Annotated in this window: 20 protein-coding genes; 8 read left to right on the top strand and 12 right to left on the bottom strand. The window is 70.6% G+C overall.

All coding sequences use genetic code 11. The features are described from left to right. Nucleotides 1-152: 152 nt before the first annotated feature. Nucleotides 153-1,106: a heme o synthase gene (locus ACH45E_RS11365; RefSeq protein WP_361437011.1), complete on the bottom strand. Its 954-nt coding sequence runs from the start codon at nucleotides 1,104-1,106 to the stop codon at nucleotides 153-155. Between the two features lie 378 nt (nucleotides 1,107-1,484). Between ACH45E_RS11365 and tkt the strand changes: the two genes are divergently transcribed. From tkt to pgl, 5 genes are read left to right on the top strand one after another with little or no spacing between them, the layout of a single operon-like run. Then, the gene (gene tkt, locus ACH45E_RS11370; protein WP_361437013.1) at nucleotides 1,485-3,572 is read left to right on the top strand and encodes a transketolase; all 2,088 of its coding nucleotides are present in this window, start codon (nucleotides 1,485-1,487) and stop codon (nucleotides 3,570-3,572) included. 33 nt (nucleotides 3,573-3,605) lie between these two features. Further along, nucleotides 3,606-4,724 (top strand): transaldolase, encoded by a 1,119-nt coding sequence (tal, locus tag ACH45E_RS11375; RefSeq protein WP_361437016.1) that lies wholly within the window; start codon nucleotides 3,606-3,608, stop codon nucleotides 4,722-4,724. Between the two features lies 1 nt (nucleotide 4,725). Beyond that, nucleotides 4,726-6,264 (top strand): glucose-6-phosphate dehydrogenase, encoded by a 1,539-nt coding sequence (gene zwf, locus ACH45E_RS11380; protein WP_361437018.1) that lies wholly within the window; start codon nucleotides 4,726-4,728, stop codon nucleotides 6,262-6,264. Next, nucleotides 6,261-7,400 (top strand): glucose-6-phosphate dehydrogenase assembly protein OpcA, encoded by a 1,140-nt coding sequence (gene opcA / locus ACH45E_RS11385; protein WP_361437020.1) that lies wholly within the window; start codon nucleotides 6,261-6,263, stop codon nucleotides 7,398-7,400. The genes zwf and opcA overlap by 4 nt, the downstream gene beginning before the upstream one ends. Next, nucleotides 7,397-8,179 carry a 6-phosphogluconolactonase gene (pgl, locus tag ACH45E_RS11390; RefSeq protein WP_361437022.1) on the top strand — a complete coding sequence of 261 codons (783 nt, stop codon included), beginning with the start codon at nucleotides 7,397-7,399 and terminating at the stop codon, nucleotides 8,177-8,179. Before opcA ends, pgl begins: the two co-directional genes overlap by 4 nt. 71 nt (nucleotides 8,180-8,250) lie before the next feature. On the opposite strand, the gene ACH45E_RS11395 is transcribed toward pgl, so the two are convergent. From ACH45E_RS11395 to ACH45E_RS11415, 5 genes are all read right to left on the bottom strand, one after another. After that, nucleotides 8,251-9,090 (bottom strand): carbohydrate ABC transporter permease, encoded by an 840-nt coding sequence (locus ACH45E_RS11395; protein WP_361437024.1) that lies wholly within the window; start codon nucleotides 9,088-9,090, stop codon nucleotides 8,251-8,253. Then, entirely contained in the window at nucleotides 9,087-10,457 is a 1,371-nt protein-coding gene (locus ACH45E_RS11400) for an ABC transporter permease subunit (RefSeq protein ID WP_361437026.1), read from the bottom strand. Before ACH45E_RS11400 ends, ACH45E_RS11395 begins: the two co-directional genes overlap by 4 nt. Before the next feature lie 8 nt (nucleotides 10,458-10,465). Further along, entirely contained in the window at nucleotides 10,466-11,791 is a 1,326-nt protein-coding gene (locus ACH45E_RS11405) for an ABC transporter substrate-binding protein (RefSeq protein WP_361437028.1), read from the bottom strand. A gap of 63 nt (nucleotides 11,792-11,854) precedes the next feature. Beyond that, a complete protein-coding gene (locus tag ACH45E_RS11410) occupies nucleotides 11,855-13,633 on the bottom strand; it encodes a glycoside hydrolase family 13 protein (RefSeq protein ID WP_361437030.1) in 1,779 nt (592 codons plus the stop codon). A 155-nt stretch (nucleotides 13,634-13,788) separates the two neighbouring features. Beyond that, nucleotides 13,789-15,060 carry an ABC transporter substrate-binding protein gene (locus tag ACH45E_RS11415; RefSeq protein ID WP_361437032.1) on the bottom strand — a complete coding sequence of 424 codons (1,272 nt, stop codon included), beginning with the start codon at nucleotides 15,058-15,060 and terminating at the stop codon, nucleotides 13,789-13,791. Nucleotides 15,061-15,190: 130 nt separating this feature from the next. On the opposite strand from ACH45E_RS11415, the gene ACH45E_RS11420 reads away from it, so the two are divergent. From ACH45E_RS11420 to ACH45E_RS11430, 3 genes are read left to right on the top strand one after another with little or no spacing between them, the layout of a single operon-like run. Then, nucleotides 15,191-15,706: a PadR family transcriptional regulator gene (locus ACH45E_RS11420; protein WP_361437034.1), complete on the top strand. Its 516-nt coding sequence runs from the start codon at nucleotides 15,191-15,193 to the stop codon at nucleotides 15,704-15,706. After that, nucleotides 15,703-16,455 (top strand): ABC transporter ATP-binding protein, encoded by a 753-nt coding sequence (locus ACH45E_RS11425; RefSeq protein WP_361437036.1) that lies wholly within the window; start codon nucleotides 15,703-15,705, stop codon nucleotides 16,453-16,455. The genes ACH45E_RS11420 and ACH45E_RS11425 overlap by 4 nt, the downstream gene beginning before the upstream one ends. Before the next feature lie 6 nt (nucleotides 16,456-16,461). Further along, on the top strand, nucleotides 16,462-18,744 hold the full coding sequence (locus ACH45E_RS11430) for an FtsX-like permease family protein (RefSeq protein WP_361437038.1): 2,283 nt from the start codon (nucleotides 16,462-16,464) through the stop codon (nucleotides 18,742-18,744). Between the two features lie 83 nt (nucleotides 18,745-18,827). Here the strand turns inward: ACH45E_RS11430 and pgi are convergent, their stop codons facing one another. The 6 genes from pgi to ACH45E_RS11460 all read right to left on the bottom strand — a co-directional run bounded on the left by pgi (nucleotide 18,828) and on the right by ACH45E_RS11460 (nucleotide 24,899). Further along, nucleotides 18,828-20,480, bottom strand: coding sequence for a glucose-6-phosphate isomerase (gene pgi / locus ACH45E_RS11435; RefSeq protein ID WP_361437041.1), 1,653 nt, complete (start codon nucleotides 20,478-20,480; stop codon nucleotides 18,828-18,830). A 73-nt stretch (nucleotides 20,481-20,553) separates the two neighbouring features. Continuing rightward, on the bottom strand, nucleotides 20,554-21,822 hold the full coding sequence (locus ACH45E_RS11440; protein ID WP_361437043.1) for an MFS transporter: 1,269 nt from the start codon (nucleotides 21,820-21,822) through the stop codon (nucleotides 20,554-20,556). Between the two features lie 178 nt (nucleotides 21,823-22,000). Next, entirely contained in the window at nucleotides 22,001-22,336 is a 336-nt protein-coding gene (locus tag ACH45E_RS11445) for an RNA polymerase-binding protein RbpA (protein WP_003976875.1), read from the bottom strand. Between the two features lie 223 nt (nucleotides 22,337-22,559). Continuing rightward, nucleotides 22,560-22,796 (bottom strand): preprotein translocase subunit SecG, encoded by a 237-nt coding sequence (gene secG / locus ACH45E_RS11450; protein ID WP_361437046.1) that lies wholly within the window; start codon nucleotides 22,794-22,796, stop codon nucleotides 22,560-22,562. Nucleotides 22,797-22,904: 108 nt separating this feature from the next. Continuing rightward, a complete protein-coding gene (gene tpiA, locus ACH45E_RS11455) occupies nucleotides 22,905-23,681 on the bottom strand; it encodes a triose-phosphate isomerase (RefSeq protein WP_361437048.1) in 777 nt (258 codons plus the stop codon). A 6-nt stretch (nucleotides 23,682-23,687) separates the two neighbouring features. Further along, complete coding sequence (locus ACH45E_RS11460) at nucleotides 23,688-24,899, bottom strand: phosphoglycerate kinase (protein WP_361437050.1); 1,212 nt, start codon at nucleotides 24,897-24,899, stop codon at nucleotides 23,688-23,690. Nucleotides 24,900-25,028: the final 129 nt, after the last annotated feature.

Here is a 25,028-nt window from a genome sequence, read left to right on the forward strand (position 1 = left end):
GGGGGGCGGGCGGGGGGGGGGGGGGGGGGGGGGGGGGGGGGGGGGGGGGGGGGGGGGGGGGGGGGGGCGCGCGGGGGGGGGGCCCCCCCGGGGGGGGGGGGGGGGGGGGGCCTTCCCCCCCCCCCCCCGCCCGTACCGGCGTATGAACGGGGCTACCGAAGGAACGGGTCCACCGCGACCGCCACGAACAGGATCGACACATAGGTGATGGACCAGTGGAACAGGCGCATCTCCTTCAGCTTCGCGCCCGTCACCTCGGCCTTGGCCCGGTTCTGGAGCGCGTGCGCCTCCCACAGCCAGAAGCCGCCCGCGAGCAGCGCGACCGCCGTGTAGAACCAGCCGGTGTAGCCGAGCGGCGTCAGCAGCAGCGAGACGGCGACCATGACCCAGCTGTAGAGCACGATCTGCTTGGCGACGACCTTGTTGGAGGCGACGACCGGCAGCATCGGCACGCCCACGCGCGCGTAGTCCTCGCGGACCTTCATGGACAGCGGCCAGTAGTGCGGCGGCGTCCAGAAGAACATGACGAGGAAGAGGATGACCGGCGCCCAGGACATCGAGTTCGTGACGGAGGACCAGCCGATCAGCACCGGCATGCAGCCGGCGATGCCGCCCCAGACGATGTTCTGCGACGTACGCCGCTTGAGGATCATCGTGTAGACGACGACGTAGAAGAGGAGCGCTCCGAGCGACAGCCAGGCCGACAGCCAGTTGACGGTGAGTCCGAACAGCAGCGTCGAGACGACCGCCAGCGTGATGCCGAAGGCGAGGCATTCGCGCGGGCTGACCATTCCGGTGACCAGGGGGCGCTGCGAGGTGCGGTCCATGAGCGCGTCGATGTCACGGTCGATGTACATGTTCAGCGCGTTGGCGCCGCCCGCGGAGAGGTAGCCGCCGAGGCAGGTCAGCAGCACCAGGCCCAGGTCGGGCACGCCCTGCTGCGCCAGGAACATCACCGGAACGGTGGTGATCAGCAGCAGCTCGATGATCCGCGGCTTGGTCAGAGCCACGAACGCCTTGACACGGGCCCCGAACGGCCGGTGAACCGGGCTCTCGCTCGCACCGAGCACCCCCACTGGACGGGATTCGACGGCCGTCACGCACACCCCTGACAGAGACTCCCAGCGAGCCCTTCCGTGTGAACCGACGGTAAAGGCTCGCGCGTACCACGCCACTTTAGACGTTGCCCAGACCCGGACATTCGCGGGGGTCCGTTCGTGTTGGCGAGGGCCGCCGGGCGTGCGTGCGACGGCTCGATTGAGCAGTCAGATGAGCGGCTCCGTATTCATGTGCCGAATGCCGTTCCGGCCAGTCGGGAGGCGGATCGCCGACATGCCCGTCAGTCTGGAATGGCTCGAAAAAACGCACGTACCTACAGGGGTAGGCTCGACAACGGCCGGTGGGCACCCAGTGCACACCGGCAGCCGGTGGGCGCGCGCCCAGAAGCCGGAATTCGATCATGTGGAGAGGAGCCCTGACTCAGGGTGAGCACCAAGCCGACCACCACAGACCTCGAGTGGACCGAGTTGGACCAGCGGGCCGTGGACACCGCCCGCGTCCTGGCCGCCGACGCCGTACAGAAGGTCGGCAACGGCCATCCGGGTACGGCAATGAGCCTGGCGCCCGCCGCCTACACCCTCTTCCAGAAGGTGATGCGGCACGACCCCGCCGACCCCGACTGGGTGGCGCGTGACCGCTTCGTGCTGTCCGCCGGCCATTCGTCCCTGACCCTCTACACGCAGCTGTTCCTGGCCGGCTTCGGCCTGGAACTTCAGGACCTGGAGTCCTTCCGTACCTGGGGCTCGAAGACCCCGGGTCACCCGGAGTACGGGCACACCAGGGGTGTCGAGACGACGACCGGCCCGCTCGGCCAGGGTGTCGCCAACGCGGTGGGCATGGCGATGGCCGCCCGCTACGAGCGTGGCCTGTTCGACCCCGAGGCCCCGCAGGGCGAGTCGCCCTTCGACCACTTCGTCTACTGCATCGCCGGTGACGGCTGCCTCCAGGAGGGCATCTCCGCCGAGGCGTCCTCGATGGCCGGGCACCAGAAGCTGGGCAACCTGGTCCTGCTGTGGGACGACAACCACATCTCGATCGAGGGTGACACCGAGACCGCCGTCTCCGAGGACACCGCCAAGCGGTACGAGGCCTACGGCTGGCACGTGCAGCGGATCGCCCCGAAGCCCGACGGCGACCTCGACCCGCACGCGATCTACAACGCGATCGAGGCGGCGAAGCAGGTCACGGACCGGCCGTCGTTCATCGCGATGCGCTCGATCATCGCCTGGCCGGCCCCGAACGCGCAGAACACCGAGGCCGCCCACGGCTCCGCGCTCGGCGACGACGAGGTCGCGGCCACCAAGCGCGTTCTCGGCTTCGACCCCGAGAAGAGCTTCGAGGTCGCCGACGAGGTCCTGGCCCACACCCGCCAGGCCCTCGACCGGGGCCGCGAGTTCAAGGCCGGGTGGGAGAAGTCGTTCCAGCTGTGGCGTGAGAACAACGCCGAGCGTGCCGCCGACTTCGACCGGATCGCCGCGGGCGAGCTGCCCACCGGCTGGGAGGAGAAGCTCCCGGTCTTCGAGCCCGGCAAGTCCGTCGCCACCCGCGCCGCGTCCGGCAAGGTGCTGCAGGCGCTGGGCGCGATCGTCCCCGAGCTGTGGGGCGGCTCGGCCGACCTCGCCGGGTCGAACAACACCACCATCGACAAGGACAGCTCCTTCCTCCCCGAGGGCAACCCGCTGCCGGAGGCGAACCCGTACGGCCGCACGGTCCACTTCGGCATCCGCGAGCACTCCATGGCCGCGGAGATGAACGGCATCGCCCTGCACGGCAACACCCGCATCTACGGCGGCACCTTCCTGGTGTTCTCCGACTACATGCGCAACGCCGTACGCCTGTCGGCCCTGATGCACCTGCCGGTGACGTACGTGTGGACGCACGACTCCATCGGCCTCGGCGAGGACGGCCCCACCCACCAGCCCGTCGAGCACCTGGCCTCGCTGCGCGCCATCCCGGGCCTGAACGTGGTCCGCCCGGCCGACGCCAACGAGACCGCGATCGCCTGGCGCGAGATCCTGGGGCGCTGGACGAAGGAGTTCGGCAAGGGCCAGCCGCACGGACTGGCGCTGACCCGCCAGGGCGTGCCCGCGTACGAGCCCAACGAGGATGCCGCGCGCGGTGGTTACGTCCTGTTCGAGGCCGACGGCGGCGAGGCGCAGGTCGTGCTGATCGCCACCGGTTCCGAGGTGCACGTCGCCGTCGAGGCGCGCGAGCGGCTGCAGGCCGACGGGGTCCCCACGCGGGTCGTGTCCATGCCGTGCGTGGAGTGGTTCGAGCAGCAGGACCAGGGGTACCGGGACAGCGTCCTGCCCCCGTCCCTGAAGGCTCGTGTCGCCGTGGAAGCCGGTATCGGTCTGACCTGGCACAAGTACGTCGGGGACGCCGGTCGCATCGTTTCCCTGGAGCACTTCGGTGCTTCCGCCGACGGCAAGGTCCTCTTCCGCGAGTTCGGCTTCACTGCCGAGAACGTGGCCGACAAGGCCCGGGAATCGCTCGCGGCCGCCCAGCGCTGACGCTCATATACGACACGTAGGAGATGTAATTCCATGACAGACGCACTCAAGCGCCTCTCCGAAGAAGGCGTCGCGATCTGGCTGGACGACCTGTCGCGCAAGCGGATCACGTCCGGCAACCTCGCCGAGCTGATCGACCAGCAGCACGTCGTGGGCGTCACCACCAACCCGACGATCTTCCAGAAGGCGATCTCGCAGGGCGACGGCTACAACCAGCAGGTGTCCGACCTCGCCGCCCGCAAGGTCACCGTCGAAGAGGCCATCCGCATGATCACCACGGCGGACGTCCGCGACGCCGCCGACATCCTGCGCCCGGTGTTCGACGCCACCGGCGGCCAGGACGGCCGGGTCTCCATCGAGGTCGACCCGCGCCTGGCGCACAACGAGAAGGCGACCGTCGCCGAGGCCAGGCAGCTGGCCTGGCTGGTCGACCGCCCGAACACGCTGATCAAGATCCCGGCCACCATGGCGGGCGTCCCGGCGATCAGCGAGACCATCGGCAACGGGATCAGCGTCAACGTCACGCTGATCTTCTCCCTCGAGCGCTACCGCGCGGTCATGGACGGGTACCTCACCGGCCTGGAGAAGGCCAAGGAGCGCGGCCTGGACCTGTCGAAGATCCACTCCGTGGCGTCCTTCTTCGTCTCCCGCGTGGACACCGAGATCGACAAGCGGCTCGACGCGCTGGGCACCGACGAGGCCAAGGCGCTGCGCGGCAAGGCCGCCGTCGCCAACGCCCGGCTCGCCTACCAGGCGTACGAGGAGGTCTTCTCCTCGGACCGCTGGAACGCGCTGGAGAGCGCGGGCGCCAACAAGCAGCGTCCGCTGTGGGCGTCGACCGGCGTGAAGGACCCGGCGTACCAGGACACCATGTACGTCACCGACCTGGTGGCGCCGAACACGGTGAACACCATGCCGGAGGCCACGCTGGAGGCCACCGAGGACCACGGCGAGATCACCGGCAACACCATCGCCGGCACCTACGAGCAGGCGCGCGCCGACCTCGACGCGCTGGAGAAGCTCGGGATCGCGTACGACGACGTGGTCCAGGTGCTGGAGGACGAGGGCGTCGAGAAGTTCGAGGCGTCCTGGAACGACCTGCTCAAGTCGACCGAGGCGGAGCTGCAGCGCCTCGCTCCCTCGGAGGGCTGAATTGTCCCCCTCTTCCGGCTCCGGGGCCAACCCGCTCCGTGATCCCGCCGACCGACGGCTCCCGCGTATCGCGGGGCCGTCGGGCCTGGTCATCTTCGGTGTCACCGGTGACCTGTCCCGCAAGAAGCTGATGCCGGCCGTGTACGACCTCGCCAACCGGGGTCTGCTGCCGCCGGGCTTCTCCCTGGTCGGCTTCGCCCGCCGCGAGTGGGCCAACGAGGACTTCGCCGCCGAGGTCCACGACGCCGTCAAGGAGCACGCCCGGACCCCGTTCCGCGAGGAGGTCTGGCAGCAGCTCATCCAGGGGATGCGCTTCGTGCAGGGCACCTTCGACGACGACGACGCCTTCGAGCGGCTGCGCTCCACCATCGAGGAGCTCGACAAGGCGCAGGGCACGGGGGGCAACTTCGCCTTCTACCTGTCGGTGCCGCCGAAGTCCTTCCCCGTGGTGATCCAGCAGCTGAAGAAGCACGGTCTGGCCGACCAGACCGGCGGTTCCTGGCGGCGCGCGGTCATCGAGAAGCCCTTCGGCCACGACCTGAAGTCGGCCGAGGAGCTGAACCAGGTCGTGCACGAGGTGTTCTCGTCCGACCAGGTGTTCCGGATCGACCACTACCTCGGCAAGGAGACCGTCCAGAACATCCTGGCGCTGCGCTTCGCCAACACCATGTTCGAGCCGATCTGGAACCGGTCCTTCGTGGACCATGTGCAGATCACCATGGCCGAGGACATCGGCATCGGCGGCCGGGCGGGTTACTACGACGGCATCGGCGCCGCCCGTGACGTGATCCAGAACCACCTGCTCCAGCTCATGGCGCTCACGGCCATGGAGGAGCCCTCCTCCTTCGACGCGGACGCGCTGGCCGCGGAGAAGACCAAGGTGCTCGGCGCGGTCCGGCTGCCCAAGGACCTGGGCAGCGCCACCGTGCGCGGCCAGTACGCGGCGGGCTGGCAGGGCGGCGAGAAGGTCATCGGCTACCTCGAAGAGGACGGCATCAACGCCAAGTCGAAGACCGACACCTACGCGGCGATCAAGGTGGAGGTCGACAACCGCCGCTGGGCGGGCGTCCCCTTCTACCTGCGCACCGGCAAGCGGCTGGGCCGCCGGGTCACCGAGATCGCGGTGGTCTTCCAGCGGGCCCCGCACTCCCCCTTCGACCACTCGGCGACGGAGGAGCTGGGCCAGAACGCGGTCGTCATCCGTGTCCAGCCCGACGAGGGCATCACGGTCCGGTTCGGCTCCAAGGTGCCGGGCACCTCGATGGAGATCCGGGACGTCTCCATGGACTTCGCGTACGGCGAGTCCTTCACGGAGTCCAGCCCGGAGGCGTACGAGCGGCTGATCCTGGATGTGCTGCTGGGCGACTCCAACCTCTTCCCGCGGACCGAGGAGGTCGAGCTGTCCTGGAAGATCCTCGACCCGATCGAGGAGTACTGGGACAAGAACGGCAGGCCCGCGCAGTACAAGTCGGGTACCTGGGGTCCCGCGGAGGCCGACGAGATGCTCGCACGAGAAGGACGGAGCTGGCGCCGCCCATGAAGATAGACCTCACGGACACCACGGCCAGCAAGATCAACAAGGCGCTGGTGCAGGGCCGCCGGGCCATCGGCACGCCCGCCGTGGGCATGGTGCTCACCCTGGTGATCGTCACCGACGAGGAGAACGCCTACGACGCGCTGAAGGCGGCCGGCGACGCCTCTCGCGAGCATCCCTCGCGCACGCTGCTGGTCATCAAGCGCGTCTCCCGCTCCCCCCGCGACCGCACGCAGTCCCGGCTGGACGCCGAGGTGCGGGTGGGCGCGGAGGCGGGCACCGGCGAGACGGTGGTGCTGCGGCTGTACGGCGAGGTGTCCGACCACGCCGACTCCGTGGTGCTGCCGCTGCTGCTGCCGGACGCCCCGGTCGTCGTCTGGTGGCCGGTGGACGCCCCGCTCGACCCGGCCAACGACCCGCTGGGCGCCCTCGCCCAGCGCCGGGTCACCGACACCTACGCCGCCGAGCAGCCGGTGCGGGACCTGTCCGCCCGGGCCGCCGCGTACACGCCCGGCGACACGGACCTGTCCTGGACCCGGATCACGCCCTGGCGGTCGATGCTGGCCGCCGCCCTGGACCAGGTCGTGTGCGAGGTCAAGGGCGTCGAGGTGGAGGGCGAGGAGTTCAACCCTAGCTGCGAGCTGCTGGCGATGTGGCTCGCGGACCGGCTGGACGTGCCCGTCAAGCGCTCCCTGTCGTCCGGCCCCGGGCTCACCGCGGTCCGCATGGACACCAGCGGCGGCCCGATAACGCTGGACCGCGCGGACGGCTCGCTGGCCACGCTGTCCATCGAGGGCCAGCCGGACCGCGCGGTGGCGCTGAAGCGGCGTGACACGGCCGAGCTGATCGCGGAGGAACTGCGGCGGCTCGACCCGGACGACACGTACGCGTCGGCGCTGCGGTTCGGGGTGGAGCGGCTGGCCGCGTCGAGCGGCGGCACCACCGACCAGGCTCCGACGGCGACTCCCGCTGCGGCCCCGGCTGCGGCCCCGGCCTCAGCTCCCGCCGCGGCTCCGACGCCGGACGCGGCGCCCAAAGGAGACGCGGTCGCCGTCGAGACCCCTGTCGAAGACGCTGCGAAAGCTCCCGCGAAGGAAGCGACGGCGCAGGCTCCGGTAAAAAAGAAGGCGGCGTCGAAGTGAGTGCCCCGCAACTGGTCGTCCACCACGACAAGGAGCTGATGGCGCAGGCCGCGGCGGCCCGGCTGATCACCAAGATCGTGGACGCGCAGTCCTCGCGCGGCTCCGCGTCCGTGGTGCTCACCGGTGGCCGCAACGGCAACGGCCTGCTGGCCGCGCTGGCCTCGGCCCCCGCCCGGGACGCCATCGACTGGGCGCGGCTGGACCTGTGGTGGGGCGACGAGCGCTTCCTCCCCGAGGGGGACCCGGAGCGCAATGTCACCCAGGCCCGCGAGGCGCTGCTCGACGCGGTGCCGCTGGACCCGGAGCGCGTGCACGCCATGCCCGCCTCGGACGGTCCGTACGGCGTTGACGTGGAGGCGGCGGCGGAGGCGTACGCGTCGGAGCTGGCCAAGGCCGCGGGCCCCGAGAACCACGGCAGCGTTCCCTCCTTCGACGTGCTGATGCTGGGCGTCGGGCCGGACACCCATGTGGCCTCGCTCTTCCCGGAGCTGCCCGCCGTCCGGGAGACCGAGCGGACGGTGGTCGGCGTGCACGGCGCGCCCAAGCCGCCGCCGACCCGGATCACCCTCACGTTGCCGGCGATCCGCGCGGCCCGCGAGGTCTGGCTCCTGGCCGCCGGCGAGGACAAGGCCCAGGCCGCAGCGATCGCCCTGTCGGGTGCGGGTGAGATCCAGGCCCCGGCCGCGGGTGCCCGGGGCCGTTCCCGGACCCTGTGGCTGCTGGACTCGGCGGCTGCCTCCCAGCTGCCTCGGTCGCTTTATCCGCCGGCTTCGCCGTGAGGCCGGTCTCGTCATGAGAGAAGGGGCGGCGCGGGGATTCCCGCGCCGCCCCTTCCGTCTTGGCCTCGCCCCTACTTCACGGACCCGGCCATCACTCCTTGCACGAAGTGCCGCTGGAACGCGAAGAACACGACCACCGGCACGATCAGCGACAGGAACGCCCCGGGTGCGAGGACGTCGATGTTGCTGCCGAACTGGCGTACCTGCGACTGGAGTTCGACCGTCAGCGGCTGGGAGGAACTGTCCGCGAACAGCAGGGCCACCAGCATGTCGTTCCAGACCCAGAGGAACTGGAAGATGGCAAGGCTGGCGATGGCGGGCCGGCCGACGGGCAGGACGAGCCGGGTGAAGATGCGCCACTCGCTGCCGCCGTCCATGCGGGCCGCCTCCAGCATCTCCTTGGGCATCTCGGCGAAGTAGTTGCGCAACAGGAACACCGCGAACGGCAGTCCGTAGGCGACGTGGAAGAGGACGACGCCGGGAATCGTGCCGAACAGACCGAGCTGACCGAAGAGTTTGGCGACCGGCAGCAGACCGATCTGCACGGGCACCACCAACAGGGCGACCACCAGCAGGAAGACGGACTCCCGGCCCGGGAAGTCCAGCCAGGCGAAGGCGTATCCGGCGAGGGAGGCGATGACGACGACGAGGACGGTCGCCGGCACCGAGATCAGCACCGTGTTCCAGAAGGCCTGCGTCATCCCGGAGTTCTTCAGCAGCGCCGAGTAGTTGTCGAAGGACAGCTGCCCGGGGCTCTGCAGCGCCGTCCACCAGCCGCCGTTGGCGGTGTCCTGCGCCGAGCGCAGCGAGGACACGAACAGCCCTGCCAGCGGAGTCAGCCAGACCAGGCCGATCACCACGAGGAACGCCTGGACCAGACCGTTGCCCAGGCCGCGCCTGACCGCGTTCATCGCTGACTCCTTCGGAAGCGGCGGACGTTGAAGACCATCGCGGGGATCACCAGGAGCAGGAGCAGCACACCGAGCGCGCTGCCCAGCCCCTGGTTGTTGCCGCCGCCGAAGGACACCAGCCACATCTGGGTCGCGAGGACGGTCGCGTCCTCCTGCACCGGGCCGGGCGCGATGATGTAGACGAGGTCGAAGACCTTCATCACGTTGATGACCAGGGTCACGAACACGACGGTCAGCACGGGGGCCAGCAGCGGGACCGTGATCCTGCGGAAGATCTGCCACTCGTTCGCCCCGTCCATCCGGGCCGCCTCCAGCGCGTCCCGGGGCAGGGCGGACAGCCCGGCACCGATCAGCACCATCGCGAAACCGGTCCAGATCCAGAGGTACGCGCCGATGATCGCGGGCGTGACGAGGGTCGGGCCGAGCCAGGAGACGCCCTGGTAGGGCGGTGCGAAGTTCGACTCGGGCAGCTTCAGCGTGTACGAGCCGGCGTGCAGCCCGGCGAAGCGGAAGGAGCCGTCGGACGCGGTCGTCGTGCTCGCGACCGACTGCCCACCGCGCACCGCCTCGACCTTCATGCCGGGCAGCCCGCTCTCCCGCCGGTCGACCTTGCCCTGCCTGCCTCCGCCGCCGGGAGTGAAGTCCAGGTAGACGACGCCGCGCAGTTCACCGGACGGGGCCTTGCCACCGGCCGCCGGGTAGGCGGGCGCGGCGCCCTTCGGCAGGTCCCCCGGCAGGACGCCGACCATGGGGAGCGTCACCAGGCCGCCCGGTGACACACCGGTTTTCGTCTCGTACGAGCCGTCGCTCCCCTGGGTCAGGTCCTGTCCCACCCGAGCGCGTGCCGTCGGATAGGTCGAGGCGCCCTTGAAGGCGTCGTGCACCGAGACCACGGCGGCGTTGAGCACACCCTTGCCGGGGTCCTCGTCGTACGCGAGCCGGAAGATGATGCCCGCCGCGAGGAAGGACACCGCCATCGGCATGAACAGCAGCAGCTTGAACGCGGTGGCCCAGCGGACCTTCTCCACCAGGACGGCGAGGATCAGGCCGAGCCCGGTCAGCAGGGCGGGGGCGACGACCACCCAGATGGTCGTGTTCCGGATGGCCTTGAGCGTCGCCGGGTCGCGGAACATCTCCGTGTAGTTGTCCGCGCCGACGAAGCGCGAGCCGGAGGCGTCGAAGAAGCTCCGGCCGACGGAGAACAGCACCGGGTAGACGACGAGCGCGCCGAGCAGGAGCAGTGCGGGGAAGACGAAGAGCAGGGCGATGATCCGGCCGCGCCGCCGCGAGCGCCGGGCGCGGTCGGCGAGCGGGCCCGGCGGCGGAGAGCCCGCCCCCTTCTGCTTCACGAGTGTGGTTGCGGTCATCTGCCGGCTCAGTCCTGGTAGGCCTTGGCCGCGGCGGCCTCGAGCTTCGCCGCGGTCCCCTTCGGGTCGGACGGGTCACGCAGGAAGTCCTGGAGCAGCTTCCACTCCCCCACGCCCTTGGTGCCGCCGAAGGAGGCGGGTGCCTGGTCGGACATGTCGAAGCGGACCGTGTCGCCCGCCGCGATCAGGGACTTGGCGGTGGCACGGGTGACGTCGTCGCCGTAGGAGCTCAGGGCGAGTGCCTTGTTCGGGGACAGGAAGCCGCCCGCCTTCGCCCACACGGCGGCGGCCTCGGGGGTGGCCAGGTACTCCAGGAGCTTCATGCCGGCCTTGGAGTTCTTGCCGTCCTTCAGCACCACGGCCGCGTCACCGCCGCTGACGACGGGCGCCTTGCCGCCGTCGACGGCCGGGAACGGGAAGAAGTTCGCGTCCTTGCCGATGGTCTTGCCGAACTGGTCGTGGGCGACGCCCGCGACGAAGTCGCCCTCGTAGACCATGCCCGCCTCGGGCTTGGGCCCGAACACCTTCTCCACCGAACCCGGGAAGTCGGTGTTGAGGGCTTCCTTCTGGCCGCCCGCGATCAGCTGCTTGTCCTTGAACAGCTTGCCGAGCGTGCCGAGCGCCTTGACCACGCTGGCGTCGGTCCACTTCAGCTTGTGGGCGGCGAGGGCGTCGTACTTCTCGGGGCCGGCCTGGGAGAGGTAGATGTTCTCGAACCAGTCGGTCAGGGTCCAGCCGTCCTGCCCGGCGACCGAGAAGGCGGCGAGCCCGGAGTCGGAGACGGTGTGCCCGGCCTTCAGCAGCTCGGCGTACGTCTTCGGCGGCTTGACCCCGGCCTGGGTGAGGGCGTCGGGGCTGTACCAGACGGTCGACTTGTGGGCGGCCTTGAAGTACAGGCCGTAGAGCTTGCCGTCGACGCTGCCGTACTTCTTCCAGACCGGCGCGTAGCCCGCGTCCACGGACTTCTCGGTGGTGGCGGACAGCGGCTTGAGCCAGCCCTTCTTGGCGAACTGCTGGAGCACGCCGACCTGCGGGACCATGACGACGTCGGGCGCGTTGCCGCCCTCGATCTTGCTGCCGACGACGGTGGAGACGTTGTCGCCCGTGGACACGAACTGCGTCTTGGCGCCGGTCTTCGCGCTGAACGCGTCCAGCACCTTCTGGAAGTTCTTCTGCTCGCTGCCGGACCAGACACCGGCCACGGTGACGGTCTGGCCGCTGAGGGCCTTGTCGCCGCCGCCGGAGGAGACCGGGCCGCCGCCGCAGGCGGTCGCGCCGAGCGCCAGGACGAGGGCGGTGCAGCCGGTGAGCAGGGTGGTGCGTCGTCGCATCATCGTTGATGTCCCTTCGAGGGGTGAAGAAATGACGGGCGAGTTGACGGGCGAAATGACGGGCGATCAGAGATCGTTGATCCACCAGGCGGCCGTGGAACCGGGGAGCACCCCGGCCGGGCAGGGGCCGCTGGACAACAGGGGGGTGCCGGAGACCGGCGCGGGTGTGGGCGCCGTACCGAAGTTGACGGCGCAGACCAGGCCGTCGCCGCGGACGAAACCGAGGACGCCCGGCGGGGTGTCCAGCCAGCGCAGCGAGCCCTCACCCAACTGAGGGAGTGCGGCTCGCAGTTGGAGGCCGTCGCGGTACAGGTGCCAGAAGGAGCGGGTGTCGGCGAGGGCGCGGTCGGTGGCGTACTCGGCGAAGTACTCGGGCTGCGGCAGCCAGGGCTTGGCGCTCTCCGCTCCCGGCGTGAAGCCGAACGGGGAGGCCTGCCCGGACCAGGGCAGCGGCACCCGGCAGCCGTCGCGGATGCGGGCGCGGCTGCCGGTGCGCCGGAAGATCGGGTCGGTGAGCACGTCGTCGGGCAGGTCGACGACCTCGGGCAGGCCCAGCTCCTCGCCCTGGTAGATGTACGCGGCTCCGGGCAGCGCCAGCATCAGCAGCGCGGCGGCGCGGGCGCGGGCGGGGCCGAGGGCCTGCGTCGGAAGTGGCGTCGTCCGCCCGAAGGGCGGGCCGGGCGGCGGCGATGGGGGTCCCCCCGGCCGAAGGCTGGGGGAGCGTGCCAGGCGTCGCCCGGCAGGCGCCACTTCCGACGCAGGCCCTGGGCCGCTGCCGCCGATGGCGGGTTCGCCGTAGCGGGTGACGGTGCGGACCTGGTCGTGGTTGTTGAGGACCCAGGTGACCGTGGAGCCCGTGCCGGCGATGTCCGCCATGGCCTCGGAGATGACCTTGCGGAAGGCCTCGGCGTCCCAGGGGGCGCTGAGCAGGTCGAAGAAGAAGGCCTGGTGGAGTTCGTCGGGGCGGACGTACTGGGCGTGTTCGCGGGCGGAAGGGACCGAGACCTCGCCGACGAGCAGGCGCTCGTGGCCGTCGCGTGCCGTGTACTCCTCGCAGACCGACCGCCAGTGCCGCCACACGTCGTGCACCTCGGGCTGGTTCCAGGCGAGCGGGTTGACGGAGTCGCGGGTGCGGGCGTCGGCCTCCGGGTCGTCGGAGTCGGGCAGGTCCGGGTGCTTGAACAGGCCGGCGGCCACGTCGATACGGAAGCCGTCGACGCCCCGGTCCAGCCAGAAGCGCAGGACCCGGTCGAACTCGGCGGGCACTTCGGGGTCGCGCCAGTTCCAGTCGGGCTGCTCGGGCGTGAACATGTGCAGGTACCACTGGCCGTCGCCGGCCCTGGTCCAGGCCGGGCCGCCGAACATCGCGTGCCAGTTGTTGGGCGGCTCGCCGCCGTCCGGGCCACGGCCGTCGGTGAAGTGGAAGCGGGCTCGGGCCGGGCTGCCGGGTGCGCTGTCCAGCGCCTCGCGGAACCACGGGTGATCGCTGGAGCAGTGGTTGGGGACGATGTCGAGGAGCACCTTGATGCCCAGCCGCCGGGCCGCGGCCACCAGCAGGTCGAACTCGACCAGGTCACCGAAGAGCGGGTCGACCCCGCAGTAGTCGGCCACGTCGTAGCCGTGGTCGTGCTGCGGCGAGGGGTAGAAGGGGCTCAGCCAGATGCCGTCGACGCCGAGCTTCTTCAGGTACGGCAGCCCGGCCCGGACGCCGGCCAGATCGCCGATGCCGTCGCCGGTGCTGTCGAGGAAGCTGCGGACGTAGACCTGGTAGATCACCGCGTCACGCCACCAATGATGCCTGTTCAACCCTGGGGCCTGTCTCTGTGAAGGGCAGCAGTTATGCATGCATGTTAGGTAGGCGCTTCACAGAGGTGTCAATGAAAAGAACAGAGGCTACTGAGGAGTTGGTGGCTGAAATCCGGACTTATCGGGGCGCAATGAACCCAGATGAGACGTCCGCGTTACCTAACAAGTAACTAAGTGACCGAGTGTCCGAGTGACTATCGACGGGCGACGGCGTCGAGTTCCCGCGCCAGCCGCCGCACCGCGGCCCTGGGCGTCTCCTGCCCGGTCAGCGCGTCGTGCACGACCGCCTGCACCACCAGGGAGACCTGGTCGTAGCGCGGGCTCTTGGGGCGCGGCTCGGCGTCGCGCAGAGCGGCACGCAGCGTCGGCAGGTACGGGAACTTCCGTACGAGCTCGGGGTCCTTGTACAGCGCGGCGCGTACGGGCGGCAGCGAACCGCGCGTGAGGACCTGGCGCTGGACGGGCTCGCTGGTGAGGTATGAGATGAGGCGCGCGGCGGAGTCGGGGTGCTGCGCGTGGGTGTTCACAGCCAGGTTGGAGCCGCCGAGGACACTCGTTCCGGGCCCGTGCGGTCCGGGCAGCGGTACGGCACCGATCTTCCCGGCGACCTTGGAGCCCCTGGCCGAGGCGACGGCGTACGCGTAGGGCCAGTTGCGCAGGAAGAGCAGCCGGCCGTCCTGGAAGGCGTCCTTGGACTCCTCCTCCTTGTACGTCAGCGCCTGCTTCGGGATCCAGCCCTCACGGAAGCCGCGGGCGAGGAACCCGATGCCCTCACGGGCCGCCGCCGAGTTCACGGTGACGCGGGTGCCCTCGCCGCCGAGGATGCTCCCACCCGCCGAGTAGACGGCCTCGGCCGCGTTGACCGTGAGGCCCTCGTACGGCAGGAACTGGCCCGCGTACCCGTCGAGCCCGTACTTCGGCGCGATGGTCTTGGCGTCGTGTTCCAGCTCGGCCCAGGTGCGCGGCGGCGGCACGCCCTCCTTGTCCAGGATGTCCTTGCGGTACAGGAGCAGGCCGGCGTTGGTGACGTACGGGACGGCGTACAGCTGCCCGTCGTAGGTGGCCGTGCCGACGACCGGCTTCAGGAAGGTGCCGAGGGGGAAGCGGTCTCTCGGCAGGGGCCGGATCCAGCCGGCGGCGGCGAACTCCGAGGTCCAGTTGACGTCGATGTTGAGCACGTCGAACCGGCTGCGGTCGCCGCCGCGCAGGTCGGTGGTCATCTGGGCGTGGGTCTCGTCGGCGGAGTCCGGCAGCTCGACCAGCTTGACCTTCTCGCCGGGGTGGGTGCGGTTCCAGCCCTCGAGGAGAGGCCCGAGATAGCCGGTGAGGTCACCGGCGGTGGCCAGGGTGAGCGGGCCGCGACCACCGGTGCCGCCCTCGTCGGAGCGGGCACCCGAGACGGTGTACCCGGTCATGACCACGACGAGGACGAGAAGGCCCCTACCGGCGGCGCGTATCCACCGCATAGGTTCCTCCCTGAACACGTACACCGGCCCAAAGGCATCCTCGCCGTTGGGTCAGAGGCCATGTATACCTGTTAGGTATGGGCGATACTAGGGCCTGGAGCACATTACGCAGACTAGGAGGAGAGCACGAGTGCGCCTGCCCCTCCTGGCACTCCTCGCGCGCCGTCCCGCCCACGGCTACGAGCTGAAGCAGGGCCTTGAGCAACTGCTGGGCTCCGCGTACCCTCAGCCGAACGTCGGCCAGATCTATGTGACACTCGGCCGCCTCGAGAAGTCGGGACTGATCGAGGGCGAGGACGTCGAGCAGTCCAGCCGGCCCAACAAAAAGGTCTACCGCCTCACCGAAGCCGGGCGTGAGGCGCTGCGCGTCTGGTTCGAGGAGCCCGAGGACGAACCGCGGGTGCGGGACGAGTTCTTCATGAAACTCGCCCTCGCCCCGCAGGCCGGTCTCGCCGACCAGATCGCCCTCATCAACAAGCAGCGGCGCCAGTACCTCAACACCATGCGTGATCTGTCGAAGCTGGCCGCGGCCGAGAGCCGGGACAACCGAATCGCCCAACTGCTGATCGAGGGCGCGATGCTGCACCTGCAGGCCGACCTGGACTGGCTGGAACGGTGCCAGGAGGAACTGGAGGAGCTGGAGTGAGCGAGAGTCCCGCTCCGCTGCTGCGTGCCGAGGGCCTGGTCAAGACCCACTACGGCGAGGGCGCGCCCGCCCGGGCCGTGCGCGGGGTCGACCTGACCGTGCGGCAGGGCGAGTTCGTGGCGATCACCGGCCCGTCCGGGGCCGGCAAGTCGACGCTGCTGCACCTGCTGGGCGGGCTTCAACGGCCCGACGAGGGCAGCATCTGGCTGGACGGCCGGTGCACGGACGGCTACAGCGAGGCGCGCTGGGCCGAGGAGCGCAGGAAAGGGATCGGGATCGTCTTCCAGTTCTTCAACCTGGTCTCCAATCTGTCGGTCGCCGACAACGTCGAGCTGCCCGCGCTGCTCGTCGGCCGCTCGCCGAAGCAGGCGCGGGCCGAGCGGGAGGAGCTGCTCGCCGAGCTGGGCCTCGAGGGCAAGGAGCGCAGCATGCCGGGCGAGCTGTCCGGCGGCGAGCAGCAGCGGGTCGCGCTCGCTCGCGCCCTGGTCAACCATCCCCCGATGCTGCTGGCCGACGAGCCCGCCGGCAGCCTGGACAGCAAGGGCACCCGTGAGGTGATGCGGCTGCTGTCCCGGTTCCACCAGCGCGGGCAGAGCATCGCACTCGTCACCCACGACGCCCGGCTGGCGAGCGCCGCCGACCGCGTGATCAGCTTCTTCGACGGGCGGATCGCCGACGACGCGGAACTGGACGGCACACCGTCGCGCCGTCGTCCGGGGACGGCCGGCGTGCTGGAACTGAAGGACTGACCACCCGTGCGAGCCACCCTGCGCTGGGCGCACTCGGATCTGCGCACGCATCGCGGTGAGGCGCTGTTCATCGTGCTGGCCACCGCCGGCATCGTCGGCGCGCTGCTGCTGGCCACGGCGCTGTTCGGTTATGCGACCAACCCCTGGCAGCGGGTCTTCACCCAGTCCCGCGGCGCCCATGTGTGGATCCACACCGTACGGTCCGCGGACACCGGCCGCCTCGCCTCACTGGACGGCGTGGCATCCGTCGCCGGTCCCTACCGGACCGAGTCCGCCACCGTCTCCTCGCGCGGCACCCGCGCCTCCGTGGAACTGCGTGCCACGTCGGGGAAGCCCTCCGTGGGCCGCCCGCTGCTCACCTCGGGCCACTGGCTGGACCCCGGCGACCCCGACGGTGTCGTCCTGGAGAGCCGCTTCGCCCGTGCGCTGCTGGCCGAGCCCGGGGACACGCTCACCCTGCCCGGCACCTCCCGGAAGCTGACCGTCGTGGGCGTCGCCGACAGCGCCGAGCCCCGCTACCGGGCGGGCGAGCAGCCCGGACTGGTCTGGGCCCCGCCGTCCGCCCTGCGCGGACCGGGCGGCCGGGTGATCGGGCTTCGCCTCACCGACCCCGGCGACACCGACTACGCCGTCCAGCGTGCCGTCACCGTGCTCGGCGCGGGTGCGGTCGGCGAGGTCTCCACCTGGCAGCAGGCGCGGGCCGAGGCGCAGGGCGACAACCGGCTGCTCGGCCAGGTGCTGGGCCTGTTCGGCCTCGGCGCGCTGCTCGCCGCGGGCTTCGCGGTGCACGGCGCGATCGGCACCCGGATCCGGGGTCATCTGCGGGACATCTCGGTGCTGAAGGCGATCGGCTTCACCCCTGCCCAGGTCGTCCGGATCTTCCTGCTCCAGCACGTCGCGTACGCCCTGCTGGGCGCCGTGGCCGCCGCCGGGCTGATCCAGGCGCTGGGCACTGCCATCCCCGGCCGGCTCGGCGACGCGATCGGCGTGTGGCAGGGGCTGCCCGGGCACACGGTCGCCCTGGTCGCGGTGCCGGTGGGCGCGGTGCTGTTCATCGGCGCGGTCACCGGGCTCGCGGCCTGGCGGTCGGGACGGGTGCCCCCGGTGCCGGTGCCCCGGCCCGCCGCTCCGGCCGGGGGACGTCTGACGGGCCTGGCGCGCCGGGCCCTGGGCCTACGCCTGCCACCGGCGCTCGTCCTGGGCTGGCACCAGGCGTTCACCCGCCGTCCGCGCACGCTCGCCACGGTCGGGCGACTTGCCCTGCCCCTGCTGCTGATCGTGGTCGCGATGAGCGCCTGGACCACCATCGACCGCTTCCACCGCAGCCCCGAGCGGATGGGCCTCCCCGCGGCGCTCACCGTCCGCTCGGACAGCGGCATCAGCGACGGGGAGGCCCGGGCCCTGCTGGACCACGACCCCCGGGTCGCCGCCGTCTACCCGGGCGTCGAGGTGGCCGCCCTCGTCCCGGGCCAGACCGCCACCATCGCCCTACGGGGTCTCGGCACCCGCCACGACCCTTACCCGTACGCGCTCGCCGCGGGCCGCCCCGCGACCGGCCCCGACGAGGCGGTGGCCGGCCAGGGCCTGCTGGACCTGCTGGACGTGCGCGTCGGCGACTGGGTGCGGATGACGGTCGGCGACCAGCCGCAGATCCTGCACATCGTGGGCCGCAGCATCGAGCCGGAGAACGCCGGCCGGGTCATCTCCACCTCCCTGGACACCCTCCGCGAGAACGACCCCGCTCTGGCCCCGACCCTCTACCAGCTGCGGCTGAACCCCGGCGCCGACCCGCTCCACGTCGCCACCGCCCTCGCGTCGGCCGGACTCGGCCACCTGGACGTGCACGCCGTGACGAACCCGGCCGACGGGCTGTCCCCGCTGCGCGGAGTCGTGGTCGGGCTGATCGCCGTCCTGGCCTTGATCGGCCTCATCGAGTTGCTCACCGCGATCGGCGGCACGGTCCGTGAGAGCGAGCGGGACCTGCTGGCGCTCAAGGCGATCGGCATGTCCCCGCGCCAGATCACCGCGATCACCGTCACCGCGACCAGCTGCACGGCCCTGGCCGCGGTCCTCACCGCCACAGCCCTGGGCCTCCCCCTCGCCCACTGGCTGATCAACACCCAGGGCCGCTCCAGCGGCATCGGCGCGGGCATCGCGCAGACTCCGTCCGCGCTGCTCCTCCTGCCCTTCGCACTGGCCGCAGTCCTGGGCGCCGCCACCCTGTCCACCCTCCCGGCTGCCCGCGCGGCTCGCCGGAGGCTGGCGGACACGTTGAGCGCGGTGGCCTGAGGGAGGCTGCCGGGGTCCGGGGCGAACCCCAGCCGGGGGTGCAGCAGGCTGGGCGGAGCCCACGGACCCCGCCCAGACGAGCGTCAGCGCCCCCGCAGCGCCCGGTACTTGGCGACCAGCGCCGTCGTCGACCCGTCCAGCCCCGCCACCTCCGCCCCCTCCGTCAGCGCGGGCTCGATCCGCTTGGCGAGGACCTTGCCGAGCTCCACGCCCCACTGGTCGAAGGAGTCGATGTTCCACACCGCCCCCTGTACGAACACCTTGTGCTCGTACAGCGCGACGAGCTGACCGAGCACGGACGGCGTCAGCTCACGCGCGAGGATCGTCGTCGTCGGCCGGTTGCCCTGGAAGGTCTTGTGCGTCACCAGTTCCTCGGACACCCCCTCGGCCCGCACCTCGTCCGCCGTCTTGCCGAAGGCGAGCGCCTGGGTCTGGGCGAAGAAGTTGGCCATGAGCAGATCGTGCTGCGCCTTCAGCTCGTCACGCAGCTCCGCGACCGGCTCGGCGAAGCCGATGAAGTCCGCCGGGATCAGCTTCGTACCCTGGTGGATCAACTGGTAATAGGCGTGCTGCCCGTTGGTGCCCGGCGTCCCCCACACCACCGGCCCCGTCTGCCACTCGACCTCCTGCCCGTCCCGCGCCACGGACTTGCCGTTGGACTCCATGTCCAGCTGCTGCAAGTAGGCGGTGAACTTGGACAGGTAGTGGCTGTAGGGCAGCACCGCGTGCGACTGGGCGTCGAAGAAGTTGTTGTACCAGATGCCCAACAGCCCCAGCAGCAGCGGCACGTTGGACTCCGCGGGCGCGGTCCTGAAGTGCTCGTCGACGATCCGGAAACCGTCCAGCATCTCCCGGAACCGGGCCGGGCCGATGGCGATCATCAGGGACAGCCCGATCGCCGAGTCGTACGAGTACCGCCCACCGACCCAGTCCCAGAACTCGAACATGTTGACCGTGTCGATGCCGAACTCGCCGACCTTCCCGGCGTTCGTCGACAGGGCCACGAAGTGCTTGGCGACGGCGTCCTGGCCGGCGTCGAGCTCGCTCAGCAGCCATGCGCGGGCCGAGGTGGCGTTGGTGATGGTCTCGATGGTGGTGAAGGTCTTGGAGGCGATGATGAACAGCGTCTCCGCCGCGTCCAGATCACGCGTGGCCTCGTGCAGGTCCGCCCCGTCGACGTTCGACACGAAGCGGACGGTGAGGCCGCGGTCGGTGTAGGCGCGCAGCGCCTCGAAGGCCATCGCCGGACCCAGGTCCGAGCCGCCGATGCCGATGTTGACGACGTTCTTGATGCGCTTGCCGGTGTGCCCCGTCCACTGACCCGAACGGACCCGCTCGGCGAAGTCGCTCATCTTGTCGAGCACGGCGTGCACCGCGGGGACGACGTCCTCCCCGTCGACCTCGATCACCACGTCGCGCGGGGCCCGCAGCGCCAGGTGCAGGACCGCCCGGTCCTCGGTCGTGTTGATCTTCTCGCCGCGGAACATGGCGTCCCGCAGGCCGAAGACGCCGGTGGCGGCGGCCAGCTCGCGCAGCAGCCGCAGCGATTCGTCGGTGACCAGGTGCTTGGAGTAGTCGACGTACAGGTCACCGACCTGGAGGGTGTACCCCGCGCCACGCCCCGGTTCCGCGGCGAACAGGTCCCGCAGATGGGTGTCGGTGAGTTCCTCCCGGTGCTTGGCGAGAGCGGTCCACTCGGGCGTCTGGTTGAGCCTGGTACGGCCGTCTGCGTTCATTTCGGACTTCAGCCTTCTTTCCTACCCGTCCCTGCTGCGTACCTTGCCCCGCTGCCGGTTCCAACCTAGTTGATCAGCGAGTGACGTGAGCGGTCGTCGCACCGTCGTCCGCCGCAACAACAGGTACGTCCGGCCGACGCGCCGGTATCAACGAGGTGACGGCCAGCGCGAAGAGCACGGCCGCGAACAGGGCGGGCCCGTTCAGCCCCCAGGCCCGGGCCACGGCGCCGCCGAGCAGGGCGCCGAGCGGCGCGCCGGAGGTCGAGGCGGTGCGGAAGGCGGACGCGACGCGCCCCACCATCGCCGCGGGGCTGCGTTGCTGCATCAGCGTGACCTGGTTGACGTTCCACACCATGTTCATCGCGCCCAGCAGCAGCATCCCGGCGAGGAGGGCGCCTAGGTGCCGGACGGTGCCGATGAGGACGAGGGACGAGGTCTGCACCACGCCCGCGACCAGCAGCGCCCCGACCCGCCCGGTGCGCCGCGCGATCCGCTGGGCGGCGAAGCCGCCGAGCAGACTTCCGGCCGCGTAGGCCGTCATCCCGGCCGCGTATCCCGCGTTGCCCGCGTCCAGCCAGCGGGTCACGTGCAGCACCAGCGTGGCGATCAGTGCGCCCATGCCGATGTTGCACAGCAGCGTGGCCACGCAGACCGCGCGCAGCGCCCGGTCCCGCCACAGGGCGCGCAGGCCTGCGCCGATCTCCGCGCGCAGGGTGCTGCCGGACGGGCGCGGCTCCCGCTCGGCCGGCCGTATCCGCAGGGAGGCCACGAGCGCGGCGCCCACCAGGTACGTACCCGCGTCGGCCGCGAACGGCATGAAGGCCCCCGCGGTGAGCAGCAGCGGCACGAAGGGGCCCGCCAGGAGGCCGCCGGCGAGCTGCTGCCCGGTCATCAGGCGGGCATTGGCGGCGCCCAGGGCCTCCTTGTCCACCAGGGACGGGAGGAGGGCCGTGGAGGCGTTGTCGAAGAGGGTCTGGAGGGTGGTCAGCGCGAAGGCGAGCGCCAGCAGCAGGGGGATCGAGGCATGCCCGAGTCCCACGGCGAGGGCGAAACCGGCGACGATCAGGCCGCGTGCCGTGTCCACCACCCACATGGCGCGCCGCTGGTCCACTCGGTCGGCGACGGCGCCGCCCAGCAGCCCGAACAGCAGCCAGGGGACGTACCCGCAGGCGGTCACCGAGGCGACGACGAGCGGCTCGTCGCTGAGGCGCACGGCGAGCAGGGGCAGCGCTGCCGTCCGTAACGCGTCCCCGAACCGGGACACGACGGCGGCCGTCCACAGCCGCCCGAAGCCCCCACGCCACGCGGGCGCGGCCTTGCCCGCACTCTCGACCGTCGTCACGACTCCCCCTCACGGCTGGCCTGACACAAACCGTAGAGGGCACCACTGACAATCGGCCGTCGGCAGAGGGAGGACCGACGAAGCACCGGCGGGGAACCGGCGGAGGAAACGGCGGATGAACCGGCAGGAGAAACAGCTCCGGCCAGGCGCCCGCAGGCACCCGGCCGGTTCTCAACTCCTAGATCTCGCCCCGCAGTTTGGCGAGCGCCTCGGCGAGGATCGCCTCGCCGTCCGCGTCGCTGCGCCGCTCCCTGACGTACGCGAGGTGCGTCTTGTAGGGCTCGGTGCGCGGCGGGTCCGGCGGGTTGTCCCGGTCCTGACCGGCCGGGAAGCCGCAACGCGGGCAGTCCCAGGTCTCGGGCACCTGCGCGTCGCTGGCGAAGCTGGGCTGTGTCTCGTGCCCGTTGGAGCACCAGAAGGAGATGCGCAGACGCGGCGCGGACTCGCCGCGCTCGGCCTCGCCCATCGGCCCCGCCCCGACCCGGCTACCTCGGATCGCGTTGCCACTTGCCACGGTCGTAACTCCCTGCGTGATGGTGCCGCGAAGCGAGTCGGCGTTTCGCTTCGCTGCGAGCGCCTCAGTTTACGTAAGGCCCAACGCGCGTCCAGTGATTGGAGTTACAAGAGCCCCGCTCTGCAGACGCAAGCCCCATGATAGGCCGCACTCTGGAGCGCGTACCCAACATGGGGCCTTGCGTACGGAATATGTGTGCTTGTGAGGCGCCGATCAGCTGGGATCAGCTGTTCGACTTCATCAGGAGGCCGAGGACGACGATGCACGCGAACCACAGCAGACCGATCACGATCGTGATCCGGTCGAGGTTGCGCTCGGCGACCGAGGAGCCGCCGACGGAGGACTGCATGCCGCCACCGAACATGTCGGAGAGGCCGCCGCCCTTCCCCTTGTGCATCAGCACCAGCAGCATCATCAGCAGGCTGAAGACGATCAGGGCGATCGAGAACCCCAAAACCACGGCTGGACCAACTTCCTCGGATTCGGATGGACGACGGGGGCACGGCGCACTGGCCGTGCCCCCGCAAGAGTACGACGGATCGCCGCTACCGCCTACTCACGGCCGGGCTCACTGATCGCGGAAACGCACGATCTTGACGAACTCGTCCGCGTCCAGCGACGCGCCGCCGACCAGGGCGCCGTCGATGTCGGCCTTGGCCATGATCTCGGCGACGTTGCCGGACTTCACGGAGCCGCCGTACTGGATGCGGACCTGGTCGGCCACCTCCTGCGAGTACAGCTCGGCGAGCTTGCCGCGGATGGCGGCGCAGACCTCCTGGGCGTCCTCCGCGCCGCAGACCTTGCCGGTGCCGATGGCCCAGACGGGCTCGTAGGCGATCACGACCGACTCGGCCTGCTCGGCCGGGAGGTCCTTCAGACCGCCCTCGACCTGGGCGAGGGTGTGGGAGACGTGGTCGCCGGCCTCGCGGACGTCCAGCTCCTCGCCGACGCACAGGATCGGGGTCAGGCCGTGCTTGTAGGCGGCCTTGACCTTGGCGTTCACCAGCTCGTCGGTCTCGTTGTGGTACTGCCGGCGCTCGGAGTGGCCGATGACCACGAACGTGCACTTCAGCTTGGCCAGCATCGGGCCCGAGATCTCTCCGGTGTAGGCGCCGGAGTCGTGCTGCGAGATGTCCTGGGCGCCGTACCTGATCTTCAGCTTGTCGCCGTCGACCAGGGTCTGGACCGAGCGCAGGTCGGTGAAGGGCGGCAGGACGGCGACCTCTACGGCCTCGTAGTCCTTGTCCGCGAGGGCGAAGGCGAGCTTCTGGACGTGGGCGATGGCCTCGAGGTGGTTGAGGTTCATCTTCCAGTTGCCCGCCATCAGCGGCGTGCGAGTGGTCATGCGGGGTCAGTCCTCCAGTGCGGCGAGGCCGGGGAGCGTCTTGCCCTCGAGGTATTCGAGGGAGGCGCCGCCACCGGTCGAGATGTGGCCGAACGCGTTCTCGTCGAAGCCGAGCGTACGCACGGCCGCGGCGGAGTCACCGCCGCCGACGACGGAGAAGCCGTTCGAGTCGACGAGGGCCTGGGCGACCGCCTTGGTGCCCTCGGCGTAGTCGGGGTGCTCGAAGACGCCCATCGGACCGTTCCAGAAGACGGTCGCGGCGTCGGCGAGCTTCGCGGCGTAGAGCTCGCCGGACCTGGGGCCGATGTCCAGGCCCAGGTGGTCGGCGGGGATCTTGTCCGCGTCGACCACGGTGTGCTCGGTGGGTGCCTTGGCCTTCAGGTCCGGGAACTCCCGGGCAGCCACGACGTCGACCGGGAGCACCAGCTCGACACCCTGCTTCTCGGCGCGCTCCAGGTACTCGCTGACGGCCGGGATCTGGTCCTCCTGGAGGAGGGAGACGCCCACCTCGTAGCCCTTGGCCTTGAGGAAGGTGTAGGCCATGCCGCCGCCGATGAGCAGGCGGTCGGCCTTGCCGAGCAGCTGGTCGATGACGGCGAGCTTGTCGGAGACCTTGGCGCCGCCGAGCGCGACGACGTAGGGGCGCTTGACGTCCTCGGTGAGCTTCTTCAGGACGCCGACCTCGGTGGCGATGAGGTAGCCGGCGTAGTGCGGCAGGCGGGCCGGGAGGTCGTACACGGAGGCGTGCCCCCGGTGGACCGCGCCGAAGCCGTCGCCCACGTAGACGTCCGCGAGGGCGGCGAGCCGGTCCGCGAACTCGCCGCGCTCGGCGTCGTCCTTGGAGGTCTCGCCGGGGTTGAAGCGCAGGTTCTCGATGACCGCGACCTGGCCGGGCTGGAGGCCGTTCACGGCGTCGTGGGCGGCGGGGCCGACCGTGTCCTGGGCGAACGCGACCGGCGCGCCGAGGAGTTCACCGAGCCGCTCGGCGGCGGGCAGCAGCGAGAAGGCCGGGTCCGGGGCGCCCTTGGGGCGGCCCAGGTGCGAGGCGACGACCACCTTGGCGCCCGCGTCGGCGAGGGCCTTGACGGTGGGCAGGACGGCCCGGATACGGCCGTCGTCGGTGATGGTGCCGTCGGCGAGCGGCACGTTGAGGTCGGCGCGGACGAAGACCCGCTTGCCGTCCACGCCGTCGGCGAGAAGTTCGTCGATCGTCTTCATTGAGGGGACTCCTAGAGGAGGGCTCGTGATGCTCGTGATCGTAAAGAGGGCCTGTTCCGTACGTGAGTCAGGGCTCGGGCAGCGCGCCTGTGCGCTGCCCGAGCCCTGTCCTCACACCGAGATGCCTGC

Origin of the sequence: Streptomyces sp. NPDC020299, from assembly GCF_044387825.1 — a bacterium.
Taxonomy (GTDB): domain Bacteria; phylum Actinomycetota; class Actinomycetes; order Streptomycetales; family Streptomycetaceae; genus Streptomyces.